Annotated in this window: 13 protein-coding genes; 8 read left to right on the forward strand and 5 right to left on the reverse strand. The window is 51.4% G+C overall.

Annotated elements, in window-relative coordinates; genetic code table 11:
• The first annotated feature begins 1 nt into the window (after position 1).
• On the forward strand, positions 2–1,696 hold the full coding sequence (locus HWI92_RS09865) for a RagB/SusD family nutrient uptake outer membrane protein (protein WP_204663246.1): 1,695 nt from the start codon (positions 2–4) through the stop codon (positions 1,694–1,696).
• A 68-nt stretch (positions 1,697–1,764) separates the two neighbouring features.
• On the opposite strand, the gene HWI92_RS09870 is transcribed toward HWI92_RS09865, so the two are convergent.
• From HWI92_RS09870 to HWI92_RS09890, 5 genes are all read right to left on the reverse strand, one after another.
• Entirely contained in the window at positions 1,765–2,778 is a 1,014-nt protein-coding gene (locus tag HWI92_RS09870) for an aldo/keto reductase (RefSeq protein ID WP_204663248.1), read from the reverse strand.
• Between the two features lie 87 nt (positions 2,779–2,865).
• Complete coding sequence (locus tag HWI92_RS09875) at positions 2,866–3,753, reverse strand: helix-turn-helix domain-containing protein (RefSeq protein WP_204663250.1); 888 nt, start codon at positions 3,751–3,753, stop codon at positions 2,866–2,868.
• Positions 3,754–3,792: 39 nt separating this feature from the next.
• Positions 3,793–4,083 carry a helix-turn-helix domain-containing protein gene (locus HWI92_RS09880; protein WP_204663251.1) on the reverse strand — a complete coding sequence of 97 codons (291 nt, stop codon included), beginning with the start codon at positions 4,081–4,083 and terminating at the stop codon, positions 3,793–3,795.
• The gene (locus HWI92_RS09885; RefSeq protein ID WP_204663253.1) at positions 4,074–4,430 is read right to left on the reverse strand and encodes a type II toxin-antitoxin system RelE/ParE family toxin; all 357 of its coding nucleotides are present in this window, start codon (positions 4,428–4,430) and stop codon (positions 4,074–4,076) included. The genes HWI92_RS09880 and HWI92_RS09885 overlap by 10 nt, the downstream gene beginning before the upstream one ends.
• A gap of 86 nt (positions 4,431–4,516) precedes the next feature.
• Positions 4,517–5,548, reverse strand: coding sequence for a LacI family DNA-binding transcriptional regulator (locus HWI92_RS09890; RefSeq protein ID WP_204663255.1), 1,032 nt, complete (start codon positions 5,546–5,548; stop codon positions 4,517–4,519).
• A gap of 127 nt (positions 5,549–5,675) precedes the next feature.
• Between HWI92_RS09890 and iolB the strand changes: the two genes are divergently transcribed.
• From iolB to iolD, 7 genes are all read left to right on the forward strand, one after another.
• Entirely contained in the window at positions 5,676–6,539 is an 864-nt protein-coding gene (gene iolB, locus HWI92_RS09895; protein WP_204663257.1) for a 5-deoxy-glucuronate isomerase, read from the forward strand.
• A 252-nt stretch (positions 6,540–6,791) separates the two neighbouring features.
• Positions 6,792–7,817, forward strand: a complete 1,026-nt coding sequence (iolC, locus tag HWI92_RS09900; RefSeq protein WP_204663259.1) for a 5-dehydro-2-deoxygluconokinase — start codon at positions 6,792–6,794, stop codon at positions 7,815–7,817.
• A gap of 30 nt (positions 7,818–7,847) precedes the next feature.
• Positions 7,848–9,335, forward strand: a complete 1,488-nt coding sequence (locus HWI92_RS09905; RefSeq protein WP_229249251.1) for a CoA-acylating methylmalonate-semialdehyde dehydrogenase — start codon at positions 7,848–7,850, stop codon at positions 9,333–9,335.
• Between the two features lie 256 nt (positions 9,336–9,591).
• Positions 9,592–10,653, forward strand: coding sequence for an inositol 2-dehydrogenase (gene iolG / locus HWI92_RS09910; RefSeq protein WP_204663261.1), 1,062 nt, complete (start codon positions 9,592–9,594; stop codon positions 10,651–10,653).
• A gap of 162 nt (positions 10,654–10,815) precedes the next feature.
• Positions 10,816–12,429, forward strand: a complete 1,614-nt coding sequence (locus HWI92_RS09915; protein ID WP_204663263.1) for a sodium/sugar symporter — start codon at positions 10,816–10,818, stop codon at positions 12,427–12,429.
• Between the two features lie 21 nt (positions 12,430–12,450).
• A complete protein-coding gene (locus HWI92_RS09920; RefSeq protein WP_204663265.1) occupies positions 12,451–13,389 on the forward strand; it encodes a class II fructose-bisphosphate aldolase in 939 nt (312 codons plus the stop codon).
• 15 nt (positions 13,390–13,404) lie between these two features.
• Positions 13,405–15,270: a 3D-(3,5/4)-trihydroxycyclohexane-1,2-dione acylhydrolase (decyclizing) gene (gene iolD / locus HWI92_RS09925; protein ID WP_204663267.1), complete on the forward strand. Its 1,866-nt coding sequence runs from the start codon at positions 13,405–13,407 to the stop codon at positions 15,268–15,270.
• The last annotated feature ends 159 nt before the right edge of the window (positions 15,271–15,429 follow it).

Below are 15,429 nucleotides of genomic sequence, written 5' to 3' on the forward strand. Positions count from 1 at the left end.
AATGAAAAAGAAATTATCACTCATATTCTCGGGAGTAGCCCTGCTGATGTTCAGCAATGCATGTACCGACCTTCAGGAGCAAGTACTGGACGAAACCCTTACTGCAAACCTGTCCGTAGAGGAAGCTGCAAACGGGCTCCTGGCGCCCAGCTATGCCTTGCTGCCCAACCTTTTCCAGCATACGACTTATTTTGCATTGCAGGAAATCTCGACCGACGAAGCCATCCTTCCCTACCGCGGTGGCACGGACTGGGGCGACAATGGAATTTACCTGGCATTGCACCAGCACAATACCACCAGTACGGACCCCAATGTGCTCAATACGTGGAACCAGCTGGTACAGTCAATTTCCAGATGCATTACCGCGATCAATGGTCTGAAAACGTCGACTTCGGCCAATGCGGCCTTGTACACGGCGGAGGCACGCGGGATGCGGGCGTACTATAATATGGTGCTGCTCGATCTTTTCGGCATTGTGTTTGTCAAAGATGATCCGGCATTAACGTCGACCATCCTGCGCGGTGACGAGGCGGTGAAATACATTGAAAGCGAACTCCTGGCCGTAGAGCCTGTGCTGCAATCCAAAGCAACCGTAGGGCCGGGCCGCCTGAACCAGGCTGCGATCTGGGGTTTGCTTTCGCGCCTGTACCTGAATGCGGCCGTTTACCGCAATATCTATGGTACAAGTTTCGATTTCAAAGCAGATGAAATGGACAAGGTGATCCAGTATGCTGACAAGATCATTAACTCCGGTCAGGCGAAACTATCGGCGGATTACTTCTCCATTTTCGGAAACAACAACCATACGAATGACGAGATCATTTTCGCGGTAGACCAGCGGCCGGAACTCAATGGTCACAACCGGATGGCCTACTTCTCGATCTCCGGTGACCAGTTTCCCCTGGCGGCATTCCCTGCTGCGAATGGAACTGATGGTCCGGGTATCACGTCTGATTTCTACCAGAGCTGGGTACAGGCTTACGGGGCTGTGGATCCCGCGCGTGACCCGCGTTTTTACCAGCAAAACATGTCTGTTTACACCAATGCAGCTGATACCTGCATCAATGACGCCGACTATAAGATCAACCGCGGTATCCTGCGCGGGCAGCAATATGGTGCTCTCCGTGTGAATGGTGCATTTGTGAGGTGTGCGGATGGAAAACTGAAAGTGGGCAAGCTGAATTACGTAACGCGCAACAAGGCAGATCTGGCCGTAAACTTCTCGGAGCTGATCGACTTCACGACGGCAGGAAGCAACTACAATACAGGGTACCGCGTAGAAAAGTATGAGTTCAGCAGCTCATCCAACACCGGTCGTAACCGAGGAGAAGCGGATATCGTGATCCTGCGTCTGGCTGACATTTACATGATGCGGGCCGAGGCAAAGCTGCGCAAAGGCGGCGATGCAGCCGGTGCGCTGGCCGATGTAAATCTGGTGCGGGCAGCACGCACCAAAACGCTGGCACCTCCTGCACTCACCAGCATGAGCCTTGACCTGCTTTTTCGTGAAAGAGGATTTGAATTCTACTGGGAAATGCTGCGCCGCTCGGATATGATCCGCTTTGGAAAATACGAGGGAAAATGGACGGAGAAATCAAACAGCGACGTTAAAAAACGTCTTTTCCCAATCCCGCAAACAGCGATCGACGGTGCATCCAACTCCCCTGGTTATCTGGTGCAGAATGCAGGATATTAATCCTGTTTTAAATAAAAACGAAAGACCTGTCCGTAATTTATGTGGGCAGGTCTTTTGTTTTACATGAATTAAACGTTCACAAACTGCATCTGGCCTGCATCGTAGCGCGTTCCTGATGCACTTCCTACCGGCACGACCGATTCGAGTTTCTCGATTTCTGCCTGATCCAGGACCAGGTTTGCGGCAGCGGCATTCTCTTCAATGTACCTGACACGCTTTGTCCCGGGAATTGCCACCGTATTTTTTCTGGAAAGTACCCAGGCAAGGGCCAGCTGTGATGGAGTAGCTCCCTTTTCTGCGGCCAGCTCCTGGATTTGCTTCAACAATTCCAGATTTTTGTAAAAATTATCTCCCTGAAAACGCGGGATATGCCTGCGGAAATCATCTGCTGTAAAATCATCAGGACTTTGCAGGTCGCCTGTGATAAAGCCGCGGCCCAGCGGCGAGTATGCAACAAACCCGATGCCGAGCTCATCCAGGGTCGCTAACACCCCATTGACCTCCGGCTCCCTTTCAAAAAGCGAATATTCGGTTTGCACGGCAGACAGGGGGTGCACGCCATGTGCTTTACGGATCGTGTCGCCGGAAACCTCGGAAAGCCCGATATACCTGACCTTACCTTCCTGAACCAGTTCGCTCATTGCACCTACGGTTTCCTCCACCGGGGTTTCGGGATCAATGCGGTGCAGGTAGTACAGGTCGATGTAGTCGGTACCCAGGTTTTTAAGGGATCGTTCGGCAGCTTTCTTCACGTAATCAGGCCGTCCGTTGAACTTCCAGGTCAGCTTTTCATCATCCCCTACTTCGAAACCGAATTTTGTAGCAATGGTATATTGATCCCGCCGACCTTTGATGGCTTTCGCAATAAGCCGCTCATTCAGCAGGGGGCCGTACAAGTCGGCCGTATCCAGAAAATCAATGCCGAGCTCCAATGCCCTGTGAATCGTGGCGATCGACTCAGCTTCATTGGCTTTTCCATAAATATCCCCGCCGGCAATCGGCGTCATTCCCATGCAGCCAAGACCTTCAACAGCGACATCCAGACCCTGAGAACCCAGTTTTATACGTTTTACCTTGCTCATGTTCTACTTGTTAAGTTTTTACATGGGCAAAGGTATGCGGTGCTGCTTAGCCGGCTGGTAATGCTTTCAAAGCAATAATTATAGTTTTCAAAGTATTTTACGGAGTGCGAGAGGAGTAGAGCCGGTGTGTTTTTTTATAAAATTATTGAAGTACGATGGGTACTCAAATCCAAGACTGTATGCAATCTCCGCTACACTGCGGTCGGTATAATGCAGCAGCGACCGCGCTTCACCCAAAATCCGCTCATTGATATGGGTAGTGGTAGACTTCCCGGTAACCTCCTGCACGGCTGCATTCAAATGATTTACATGTACAGACAACTGGCTTGCAAAGTCGCCTGCCTTTTTAAAAAGAATGGTACTGGAAGGAGCATCTACCGGAAATTGCCTTTCCAGCAGATCGAGAAATAATCTGGCAATACGCGCTGCGGCATTGGGAGGATTGAAGTAAGCAACTGAAGGCTGCATTTTGATCGCCTCATGGATGATCAGGTTGAGCTGACTGCGGATAATGTCGTATTTGTATAGATATTCACTATTTGCCTCCATGCGCATACGCTGGAAAATGCTTTCCAGATAGGTAATCTGCTGATCGTCTATAAAATACACCGGATCGGCGCCGACTTTGAACAAATTGGCCTCTTGCAGGCTCTCGGCACGGTCAGGGGTATATAGAAATTGGTTTGCAAATAGACAAAAATAGCCACGGGGCAAACCGTCTCGGGCTTCCCAGGCATAAGGTATAATGGGTGTTGTAAGTACCAGAGCGGGCCTGTCGATGGTGATACCCCGGCTGGCATAAAGCAGCTCACTCGATCCCCCAAGGATGAGGCTTATTTTATAATAATCACGCCGGTTATAGGAAGCCAGCCCGCATTGATCTTCCCCGATCCCGGATACCCGGAACTGGGCTCCACCCGGCGGCAATCCCGCAAACCGATCCTCTTTCGCTGTCGAAATCAATGTTTGCTCCATAAGCGAAATTAAGGATTTCAAAGGATTTCGATGTAAACCTTACAAAGTAATCTGGACATGCACTTTACCTCCGAGGCCCTTTTCGACAATTTCACACAACGTTTTCAAGGTCAGGTTAGCACCATCATTCTCAACTTTCGAAATATATTCCCGTTTTTTCTGAACGATTGCTGCGAGCTGCGATTGGGTCAGTTTCCTTTCTTCCCTTGCTTTTCTGAGAAGTAGTCCTACTTTAAAGCCCTCAAAATCTCTCTCCAAAGCATCCCGCCGGTCTGTGCCCTTCAAACCGTATACTTCATCCTTAATACTATCCCAAGGTTTTACTTCCATCCTGACTGGTCTTTTAATCTATGAAAATCATTCATCAGCTTAACCACTCTATCAATTTCGCAGCGAGGCGTTTTTTGTGTTTTTTTCTGGAATCCGGTTAAAAGAATTACCATGCGTTCATTCTCGAAAAAGCAGAATATGCGCCAAATGTCGGATCCCAGTTGAATGCGTACTTCATACAACCCCTGGGCACCTGCTATATGTTTCAGGCAGTTAGCTGGTACGCGCTGCAATGTTTCTATTGCGTTGATTACCTTGAAGATCTTGTCCTGCACCTTTACAGGCTGTGCACTCAGAAAAGCTTCAAAGTAGGGCCCGAAAGCGACAACTTCTCTAATTTTATCCACAATAAAGGTAACTTAAAGATTACTCCAATTTAAGTTCGACCTGATTGTGACAGTATAAGTTGAAAAAGTAACGCTTGATTTTACCCTCAAATCCGAAGCGACGATTCCCTGATCACCAGCTCCGAGGGCAATACGATATGCTCGGGCAGGAAATCACCCGATCCATTGACCTGGTTCAGAAAAAGGCGCGATGCTTCCATTCCGATCTTCCGGCCAGGGCGGCTTACCGTGGTCAGCGAAGGAAACATGTAGGCTGAAATCGGGGAATTATCAAAACCAACAAACCCGATATCCTGCGGGATTTTCAGGTTTTTGTCCTTCACCACCCGCATGGCCCCGATAGCTACCTGATCATTGACCCCAAAAATGGCGTCCGGCGGCGACCCCATGTCCAGCAGCCTTTTGGTAGGCACGATAGCACTCTCCACATTGAAATTGGTGTTGATGATCAGCTCTTCAAGGATAGGCATTTCGTATTTTTTCAAACAATCAATGTACCCTTTCAGGCGCTGTTCCGATACGGTAAGCCCGTTCGGACCTTTGAGGTGCGCAATGTTCCGGTACCCGATGTTGATCAGATGCTCCACGGCGGCAAATGCTCCGTGGTAATCGTCCACGGTCGCGCGGCTGGTTTGAAAGTCCTCGTACTCGCGATCAATAAAAATGAGCGGGGTTTTGCGCTGGATCACATTTTCGAGGTGCTCATAGTAGCCGGAATCGTACGTTTCCTGGGCCACGGACAGGAATATGCCTTCGGTCCGGTTGGAAAGCAGCTTGGACAGATATTCCTTTTCGAGCAGGTAATTTTCATTGGTCACACAAATATTGAGCGTGTAACCCATCGGCTGAAGTACCGTGTGCAGGCCCTCAATCACGGCTGTTTCGTAGTAGTTGCTGATCGTTGGTACCACCACACCGAGGGAAGCCGTTTTTTTATTGAGCAAACTCAGGGATACCTCATTACGCTGGTAACCTACTTCCCGGGCATATTCCTGGATATTCTTGCGGGTATCTTCATTGATAGCAGGATGGTCGTTGAGCGCCCTGGAAACGGTGGAAGGCGAACATCTGAACCGGCGGGCTATGTCTTTTATGGTAACAGGACGGGAAGGATTCATTCTTTGAATTAAAGCAATTAAAACTTAGAAATTTTTTCAAACGTTTGCATTCGTTATCAGCATATTTACATTTTGTGTTTAATTTATACAAGACTATCATTGCGCAAATGTAATTGAAAACAGCGCAATGAGTAACCTGCTAGTCAAGCCGAATCCTGCCCAGAAAACCTACCACTCGCTTACCGCCGCCCAGGCGGGATGGACATACCTGAACTTTGAGGCCCGCCTGCTGGACAAAGATGAAGTATTAACCGGCCAAACCGGTGCGTACGAATACTGCATTGTGCTCCTGGGAGGCAACTTCAAGGTAGAGGCCGCCGGTCAGACCTGGGAAACGGGCAACGGACGTAAGGATGTGTTCAGCGGCATTGGTCATGCGATGTATTTATCAAGAAATACGGAGTTCACCCTCACGGCTCAGCAGGACCATACGGACATTGCCATCTGCAAGGTCAAGAGCGACGAGGATCACCCGCCGCGCATGAAGCGCCCGGAAGAAGCCGCCATCGAGTACCGCGGAGGCGACAATGCCAACCGGCAGATCAACAGTTTGCTCGAACCGGGATTTGACTGCCACAAGATCGTGTGCGTGGAAGTGTATACGCCTTCGGGCAACTGGAGTTCATTCCCCGCCCACAAGCACGACGACCGTAAGGTGGCCGAGGACGGTACGCTGCTCGAAGCCAACCTGGAAGAAATATATTTTTACAAAATCGACAAGCCTCAGGGCTATGCCATTCAGCAGGTGTATACCGAAGACCGTTCGCTGGACGAGATCGTGCGGGTAAGGCACAATGAAGCAGTACTTGTACCCAGGGGCTATCACCCAGTCGTAGCGGGCCATGGCTATAATGTGTATTATCTCAACTTCCTCGCCGGCAGCGACCAATCCCTGGCCAACACCTCCGACCCCGATCACGACTGGATCTATGGCTCCTGGAAAGGACAGGATCCCAGGCTGCCGATCGTGACGGCGGAGATGAATGGGTAGGAAGGAGGAGAAAGGAGGACGGAGAAAAGGAGGAAGGAAGAAGCGAAAAAGAGAAAAGATAAATCGCAATCCCCCTTTGTCACCCTGAGCGGAGTCGAAGGGCAACTCCACCTCTGCCACCCTGAGCGCAGTTGAAGGGCAACTCCCCCTCTGTCACCCTGAGCGGAGTCGAAGGGCAACTTCACCTTTGTCACCCTGAGCGCAGTCGAAGGGCAGATGCGGCCAACAAAACCAAATAATACCTGAACGAAGATGACCAACCCAGATACACCCCGGCCCTACGACCTTTTAACCCTTGGACGGTCTTCCATTGACCTTTACTCTGCGAACGTGGGGAGGCCGTTTGAGCAGATAGAAGCATTTAACGCATTTGTTGGTGGATGTCCATTGAATATCGCTACCGGTAGTCGCCGCCTCGGACTGGCTACGGCCATACTGACCGGGATCGGCGACGACCAGGTGGGAAATTTTATCAAACATTTTCTTGAACAGGAACAGATCCTTACCAATTGGGTGGCTACCATTCCCGGCACAAGAAGCTCAGCGGTAGTGCTCGGCATTGAGCCGCCGGATAAGTTTCCGCTCGTGTATTACCGTGAAAACTGTGCAGATATCAACCTCAATCTCGACCATGTCGCGGCAGTACCCTTCGGCGATTTCAGGGCAGCGGCTTTTTCAGGGACGGCGTTCAGCAAGGACCCGAGCCGTACTGCCATGTTCTTCGCGCTTGAACAGGCCAGGGAACACGGAGTTACCACGCTGCTCGACATTGATTTTCGTGCGGATCAATGGTTTGATCCGCGCGCATTTGGCGTAACCATCAGGGCTGCGCTGAGCAGTTTTGAGATCGTGGTGGGTACCGAAGAAGAAATTCTGGCCACTTTCCTGACCGACAAAGAACAACTCCTGATCAAACATCAGCAGATATCCGCACCCGAAATCCGCGGTAACATTGATACGGCCATTCAGCAGATTCTGGCCGCAGGGGTAAAAACATTGGTGGTCAAGCGCGGGAAGGACGGGGCTTCGATATTTCAGTCCGGGAAGGAAGAGATGAAAATACCCGGTTTCCCGGTGGAGGTACTTAATGTGCTAGGCGCGGGGGATGCTTTTTGTGCAGGGTTTTCGTACGGCCTGCTCAGCGGCTGGGACTTGTACAAAAGTGTGCGCATGGGTAATGCCTGCGGCGCCATCATTGTGACGCGCGAAGGATGCGCCAACTTCATGCCGACCTATGAGGAGGTGATGGCGTTTACTGCCGGTTACGAAGGATTGTAAAAAAGATTTATTCAACAAACATGCAGCCTCATGCTGCATTTATTTACCAATATGGAAAGACTCAAAAACTATATCAACGGCCAGTGGGTCGACAGCAGGTCCGAAGCATTTGACAATGTACTGAATCCTGCCAACCAGGAAGTACTGGCACAGGTGCCGGTAGGCAATGCGCAGGATGTGGCGGATGCGGCCGAGGCTGCACAAGCCGGTTTTCAGGAGTGGAAAAGTACACCGGTCAGCAAGCGTATCCAGTATCTGTTTAAACTAAAAACATTACTGGAAAACAATGCTGATGATATTGCCCGTACGATTACGCTGGAATCGGGCAAGACCTTTGCGGAGGCAAAAGCGGAGCTGGTGCGTGCCATTGAAAACGTCGAAAATGCCTGCGGAACGCCTGCCCTGATACAGGGTGCGTTTTCTGAAGATATTGCGAAAGGCATAGACGAGTACATGATCCGGCAGCCCCTGGGCGTGTGCGCCTGCATTGCCCCGTTTAACTTTCCCGCCATGATCACTTTCTGGTTTCTGCCTTATGCGCTGGCTTGCGGCAACAGCTACATCATCAAACCATCGGAAAAGGTACCTCTTACCATGACCAAAATCGTGGCATTGATGGAGCAGCTCGACCTGCCCAAAGGCGTGCTCAACCTGGTACAGGGAGGCCGTGAAACCGTGGATGCCATTCTGGAACATCCCTTCATCAAAGGCATCAGCTTCGTAGGGTCCTCGTCGGTAGCAAAATATGTTTACTCCAAAGGTGCCGCAAACGGAAAGCGGGTGCAGGCACAGGGCGGGGCGAAAAACCCGGTGATCATCCTCCCCGACGCCGATCTTGAAATGACTTCCCAGATCGTCATCGACAGCGTATATGGCTGTGCGGGACAGCGGTGCCTCGCGGCCTCCACAATCATTACCGTGGGTGAGCACAAGGATATTACGGAAACATTGGTAGCATCCGCAAAAACACGGAAAACAGGCTTCGGGCTGGACAATGATGTACAGATGGGTCCGGTAATTACCCAAGCCAGTAAAAACCGGGTGCAGGAACTCATCGAAAAAGGCATTCACGAAGGCGGGCGGTTGCTGGTAGACGGGCGCGATCCTCAGGTAAACGGATTTGAAAACGGCAACTTCATTGCTCCCACCATTATTGAGGATATTCCATTGGATGGCGAGGTGGCCGCGACGGAAATTTTCGGACCGGTGATGAGTCTGGTTCATATCAATACCATCGACGAGGCGATCCGGTTCATCAATGCAGGAAAGTACGGCAACATGGCCTGTGTGTTTACAAGCAGCGGTGCCAGCGCCCGCAAGTTCCGGCACGAAGCCGAAGCTGGTAATATCGGGATCAACATCGGCGTGGCAGCACCCGTAGCGCAATTCCCTTTTTCAGGCTGGAAAGACAGCTTTTACGGCGACCTCCACGGCCAGGGCATGCACGCCATCGAATTTTTCACACAAACCAAGGTAGTTATCGAGCGCTGGTTAAAGGAATGGACAAGGAAGTTTTAGGGGGACTTGGGCGGCTGGAAAGGCAGTCGGCTTTGGGCAGTCGGCTGTCGGCCATCAGCCATCAGCTTGTAGCAATTAGCTCTAACATGATAACATGCATTTTACAACCAGGTAAATCCCCATCTCCATCCAAAAAGCCAAAACCCCATTACAACCCAAACAATCACCAACTCACTAACCCACTAACTCGCTAACTCACTAACTCACCCACTCCCATTCAATCATTCAGTCATTCAGTCATTCAACCATCATCCCCATGTCCAAAAAACTAAAAACCGGCGTCATCGGTCTGGGCAGGATTGGCCAGATCCACCTGGCAAACCTGGTCCACCACATGCCCGACGCCGAGGTAATTATAGCTTCCGACGTGTCGCCGGCAGCCCATGCTTTTGCCGAGCGCCTCGGTGTGCCTCATGTAACTACCCAGGCCGAAGATGTGCTCAACCATCCCGAGGTGGAAGCAGTAATCATCTGCTCCCCCACCCCGTATCACGTACCTTATACCATTGCGGCCGCAAAACAGGGTAAACATGTATTTTGTGAAAAACCGCTGGATGTGACCCTGGAATCCATCCGGGAAGCCGAGCAGGTAGTGGCAGAAAACGGCGTGAAGCTCATGCTGGGTTTCAACCGGCGGTTTGATGCCAATTTCAGCAACATCCGTCAACTGGTTGAGGCCGGCAAGATCGGCGAGCCGCATATCCTGCGCATTACGAGCCGCGATCCGGCTCCTCCGCCCGTAGAGTACCTGAAAGTGTCGGGCGGCATTTTCCTGGACATGTCCATTCACGACTTCGACATGGCCCGCTACATGGTGGGCAGCGAGGTGACGGAAGTTTTTGTAAAAGGCGATGCGCTGATCCATCCCGAAATCCGGGAGTTTGGCGACATTGATACGGCAGTTATTGTACTTACGTTTGAAAACGGCACCCTCGGCGTGATTGACAACAGCCGGAAGGCGGTGTATGGTTACGACCAGCGCCTGGAAATATTCGGCTCAAAAGGCATGGCCAAAGCCGAGAACAATACGGCCGATTCACTGATCCATTTTGATGATGCAGGCGGCCACAGCTCGCTTCCGCTCCACTTTTTCCTGGAACGGTACGAAAATGCCTACCGCGTGTGCCTGCGCTCATTTATCCGCTGCATACTCGATGATAAACCGTCGCCGGTGAACGCTCATGATGGCCTTATGGCAACTGCCATCGGGATTGCAGCCATGAGATCGCTGACTGAGGGCCGGCCGGTGAAGATTTCGGAAGTGGTGCAGGAATCGGCTGTGAATGAGCCCATATCGGAAGCGACGGTAAAAGCCTGAGATACCAGCCATCGGCACGGCAGGCAGAAATGGCAGGTAATGCAGCAAATTGCTTTGAAACTTTCTAAGTTTGATGCGAAAAATGACAATTCCGGAGTAAGTACAGGCCATTTCCGGCGGTTGCAGTTTCAATTTTTCGTTTACCTTATTTCTTTTAACTGAATGTCCAATACCGGATTACAATCGCTCGATTATATCGTATTTTTCATTTATCTGATCGGCGTTTCCGCCTACGGTTACTGGATTTACCAAAGAAAAAAGACCCGGGAAGTCAGCGCTACGGACTACTTTCTGGCCGAGGGCTCGCTCACTTTCTGGGCGATCGGCGCGAGCATCATTGCATCCAACATTTCTGCTGAGCACTTTATCGGCATGTCCGGGTCGGGCTTCGCGATTGGTCTCGCTATCTCGTCCTACGAGTGGATGGCAGCGGCTTCCCTGATTGTCGTGGCGGTGTTTATCCTGCCGGTTTATCTCAAAAACCGCATTTACACCATGCCGCAGTTTTTGCGGGAGCGGTACAACCCTACGGTGGCAACCATTATGGCCGTTTTCTGGCTGCTGCTGTACGTTTTTGTTAACCTTACGTCCATTCTTTATCTGGGTGCCCTGGCGCTGGAAGTCACCGCGGGCATTGATTTTACCTACGCGATTATCGGGCTGGGGCTGTTTGCGGTTGTGATTACCATCGGGGGTATGAAGGTCATCGGCTATACTGATGTGGTGCAGGTGATCGTACTTGTACTCGGAGGACTCGCAACCACGTACCTTGCCCTCGACCTTGTTTCCGAGCATTTTGGCAAACCCGGGATTTTCAATGCACTGGCTTTGCTGCGCGAGCAGGCCGATACCCATTTTCACATGATTCTGCCCAAGGAAAACCCTTTTTACAAAGACCTTCCCGGCCTGACGGTGATCATTGGTGCCATGTGGATCAACAACCTTGCGTACTTTGGCTGCAACCAGTACATTATCCAGCGCAGCCTCGGTGCTGACCTTCCTACGGCACGGAAAGGCATCCTGTTTGCCGCATTGCTGAAATTGCTGATCCCGATTATTGTGGTTATTCCCGGCATCGCTGCTTTTGTTTTGTATCAAAATGGTGTCTTTCAAAAGGAGATGATGGATGCTGCGGGGGTTGTCAAGCCTGACCACGCCTATCCTGTACTCCTCAACCTGTTGCCTGCCGGGCTGAAAGGAATGGCTTTTGCTGCATTGACAGCCGCCATTGTTGCTTCCCTGGCCGGAAAAGCAAACAGCATTTCCACGATTTTCACCCTCGACATTTACAAGCAATACATAGCTCCGGGCGCCAGTGAGCGCCAATTGGTGCGAATCGGCAGGTATACCATTTATGCCGCCATGCTGATCGCCATGGTCATTGCGCCCCAGCTCAGGGTACTCGACCAGGCGTACCAGTTTATCCAGGAGTACAGCAGCTTCATTACGCCGGGTGTATTTGCAATTTTCATGTTCGGCATGTTCTGGAAACGTACGACTTCGGCAGCCGCGCTCACGGCAGCCCTGCTGACCATTCCGCTGTCGACCGCAGGCAAGTTTCTGCTGCCCGATATTCCATTTCTGGACCGTATGGGCATCATTTTTCTGATCCTGTCCGCAATCATGATCACTATTACGCTAGCCGACCCGAAAAGCAGGAACAATCCGAAAGGGCTTGAAATCGAAAGCAGCATGTTCAGCCCCGGCAGAAGCTTTGTACTGGGTTCAATCATTATATGCGGCGTTATCGCGGCTCTTTACACCGTATTCTGGTAGCTTGCCAACAATCCTTACACCATGCTCCTGACCACACAACAACTCTTTAAGGCATGTTACGGCCGGTATGCCATTCCGGCGGTAAACGTGTTTTTTATGGAAGAGATACATGGCCTCTTCGCAGCTGCCGAGGAAGCGCAGGCGCCTATTATCGTCCAAACAACCCCTTTCGCCCGCGACTATGCGCATGCCGGAATGCTCCTGGCGATGATCGGTGCCGCAGCACGCATCTATCCCGGCGTAGTTTATGCCGTGCACCTCGACCACGGTTATGAGGAACATATCTATGATGCGATTGAAAATAGTGGCTACACTTCAGTCATGATTGATGCGTCCCATGATGATTTTGATCAGAATGTTTCACGAACACGGGCAGTCGTAGCGCGTGCACATGAAAAAAACATCAGCGTGGAAGCTGAGCTAGGGGTACTTTCAGGTGTTGAGGACGACCTGAGCGTAGATGCCGCACATTCATTTTACACCAACCCCGCCGAAGTGGAAGCATTTGTAAAAGCCACCGGCTGCGACAGCCTCGCCATTGCGGTAGGCACCAGCCACGGCGCTTACAAGTTTTCAGGCGGGCAGGGACTTCAGTTTTCCATTTTAGAGGAAATCCGGCAAAGGCTTCCCGGCTTCCCGCTTGTACTGCACGGCGGTTCCAATGTGAACCCGCAGATAGTTGAACGCATCAATGCGGCTGGCGGACAGTTGAAAACGGATGCCAAGGGTGTGCAGGATGACGAGATCCGGCGCGCTATTCCGCTGGGGATCTGCAAGATTAACATTGCGACGGATACCCGCCTCCTCTGGACGATGGTGAACCGGGAATTTTTCAGGGACAAACCTGAAGAATTTGCCCCTACAACACCGGGTAAAATATTCATGGATACCTACCGGAAATTCATGCAGGAAAAGTTTGACCTGCTGGGTTGCAGCGGGCGGGCTGTTGATTTTCATTAAAATCAGTTTTACAAAATGACACGAAGACTGACCGTAGCCCAGGCTACCATTATTTTCTTAAAAAACCAGTACATCGAGCGCGATGGAGAGGAGCAGCCTTTTTTTGGCGGGTGCTTCGGGATATTCGGACATGGAAATGTGGCCGGCCTCGGTCAGGCTCTGCATGAAAACCCTGATTTCAGGTATTACCAGAGCCGGAATGAACAGTCCATGGTACATGCAGCCGTAGCATATGCCAAAGTTAAAAACAGGCTGGGTGCATTTGTATGTACAACCTCCATTGGTCCGGGTGCTACCAATATGATTACAGGTGCTGCACTGGCGACGATCAACCGGCTGCCTGTGCTCCTTTTACCGGGCGATATTTTTGCCACCCGGCAGCCTAATCCCGTTTTGCAGCAGCTGGAAAGTTCGTATACCCAGGACATTTCAGTCAATGATTGTTTCAAGCCTGTTTCCAAATACTGGGACCGGATCAGCCGTCCCGAGCAGCTGATCTACTCACTGCCTGAGGTGATGCGCGTGCTCACTTCCCAGTCGGAGACGGGTGCGGTGACGCTCTCCATGCCGCAGGACGTACAAACCCACGCCTACGATTTCCCCGAGGAGCTTTTCCGTAAGCGGGTATGGCACGTAGGACGACCCCGGCCGGACCGGAATGCCATTCTGCAGGCTGCCGAGTGGATCAACAATGCGGAAAAACCGGTGATCGTAGCAGGAGGCGGTGCGATATACAGCGGAGCAACCGACGCCCTGCATGATTTTGCATTGAAAACAGGCATACCGGTAGGAGAAACGTTTGCAGGCAAAGGCAGCGTGCGCTATGATGCGCCTTACAGCATTGGCGGCCTGGGTGCCACGGGTACCAAGTACGCCATTGAAATTGCCAATGAGGCCGACGTGGTGATCGGCATCGGGACACGTTATAGTGACTTCACTACCGCATCGAAGTCGATCTTCAAAAATCCTGATGTTCGTTTTATCAACATCAATATCAATGAGTTTGATGCATTCAAGCAGGCTGCCTTGCCCGTAGTAGGTGATGCGCGCGCTATCTTGGAAGAACTCTCAGAATTGCTGAGCGGCTACGAAGTGGATGCATTTTACCGTGACAAAATAGCGGGTATGAACAAGTCGTGGGATGAGGAGGTAACACGGATTTATGCCGAAGGTAACGGTACCGTCCCGCCCATTGACCAGGCCGTGGTGATCGGCACGCTGAACAGCTTCATGGACGACCGCGACGTGATGATCAATGCTTCGGGAAGTGCACCGGGCGATCTGCACAAGCTGTGGCGGGCTACCGATCCCAAAAACTTCCACCTTGAATATGGCTTCTCCTGCATGGGCTACGAAATTGCTGCGGGCTTGGGCGCACGCCTGGCAGACGCTACCCGTGAGATCTATGTGCTCTGCGGCGATGGCGGTTACCTGATGAACAACCATGAAATTGTGACGGCGATCCAGGAGGGTGTCAGGTTCACAATCCTACTTCTGAACAACAATGGTTATGCCAGCATCGGCGGTCTATCCGAGAGCATCGGCGGCGAGCGTTTTGGGACGATGTACAAGTACCGCGAAGAAAATTCGGGGCAGCTTTCGGGCGGGTTTCTGCCTGTGGACCTGGCCAAAAATGCCGAAAGCCTCGGCGCCGAGGTAATCCGCGCCACAGACCAGGCCTCACTGGAAGCAGCACTGGCCAAATCAAAAACCAACGAGCGGGTGACGGTCATTTACATCGAAACAAGCCTGTACCGCACTGTGAAAGGCTACAATGCATGGTGGGAAGTCCCGGTAGCAGAAGTATCCCAATCGGAATCGGTACAAAAAGCATTTGAAACATATCAGGAAAACAAGAAGACGCAGAGGATATTTCTTTAGGAGGAAGGAGAAAAGGAGGAAGGGAGAAACGGAGGAAAGGAGGAAGGGACGAAAGGAGGAAGGAAAAAATCAGCGTTCTATTTGATTCTTCCTTCTTCCTCCCCTCCTCCCTCCTCCCTCCTCCCTCCTCCCTCCTCCCTCCTCCCTTTCTCCTTTTTC

The organism is Dyadobacter sandarakinus (genome assembly GCF_016894445.1).
GTDB classification, from domain to species: Bacteria; Bacteroidota; Bacteroidia; order Cytophagales; family Spirosomataceae; genus Dyadobacter; species Dyadobacter sandarakinus.

Coding starts and splice junctions, on each gene's coding strand:
- HWI92_RS09865 (WP_204663246.1), top strand. CDS start 2: ATGAAAAAGAAATTATCACTCATATTCTCGGGAGTAGCCCTGCTGATG.
- HWI92_RS09870 (WP_204663248.1), bottom strand. CDS start 2,778: ATGAGCAAGGTAAAACGTATAAAACTGGGTTCTCAGGGTCTGGATGTC.
- HWI92_RS09875 (WP_204663250.1), bottom strand. CDS start 3,753: ATGGAGCAAACATTGATTTCGACAGCGAAAGAGGATCGGTTTGCGGGA.
- HWI92_RS09880 (WP_204663251.1), bottom strand. CDS start 4,083: ATGGAAGTAAAACCTTGGGATAGTATTAAGGATGAAGTATACGGTTTG.
- HWI92_RS09890 (WP_204663255.1), bottom strand. CDS start 5,548: ATGAATCCTTCCCGTCCTGTTACCATAAAAGACATAGCCCGCCGGTTC.
- iolB (WP_204663257.1), top strand. CDS start 5,676: ATGAGTAACCTGCTAGTCAAGCCGAATCCTGCCCAGAAAACCTACCAC.
- iolC (WP_204663259.1), top strand. CDS start 6,792: ATGACCAACCCAGATACACCCCGGCCCTACGACCTTTTAACCCTTGGA.
- HWI92_RS09905 (WP_229249251.1), top strand. CDS start 7,848: ATGCTGCATTTATTTACCAATATGGAAAGACTCAAAAACTATATCAAC.
- iolG (WP_204663261.1), top strand. CDS start 9,592: ATGTCCAAAAAACTAAAAACCGGCGTCATCGGTCTGGGCAGGATTGGC.
- HWI92_RS09915 (WP_204663263.1), top strand. CDS start 10,816: ATGTCCAATACCGGATTACAATCGCTCGATTATATCGTATTTTTCATT.
- HWI92_RS09920 (WP_204663265.1), top strand. CDS start 12,451: ATGCTCCTGACCACACAACAACTCTTTAAGGCATGTTACGGCCGGTAT.
- iolD (WP_204663267.1), top strand. CDS start 13,405: ATGACACGAAGACTGACCGTAGCCCAGGCTACCATTATTTTCTTAAAA.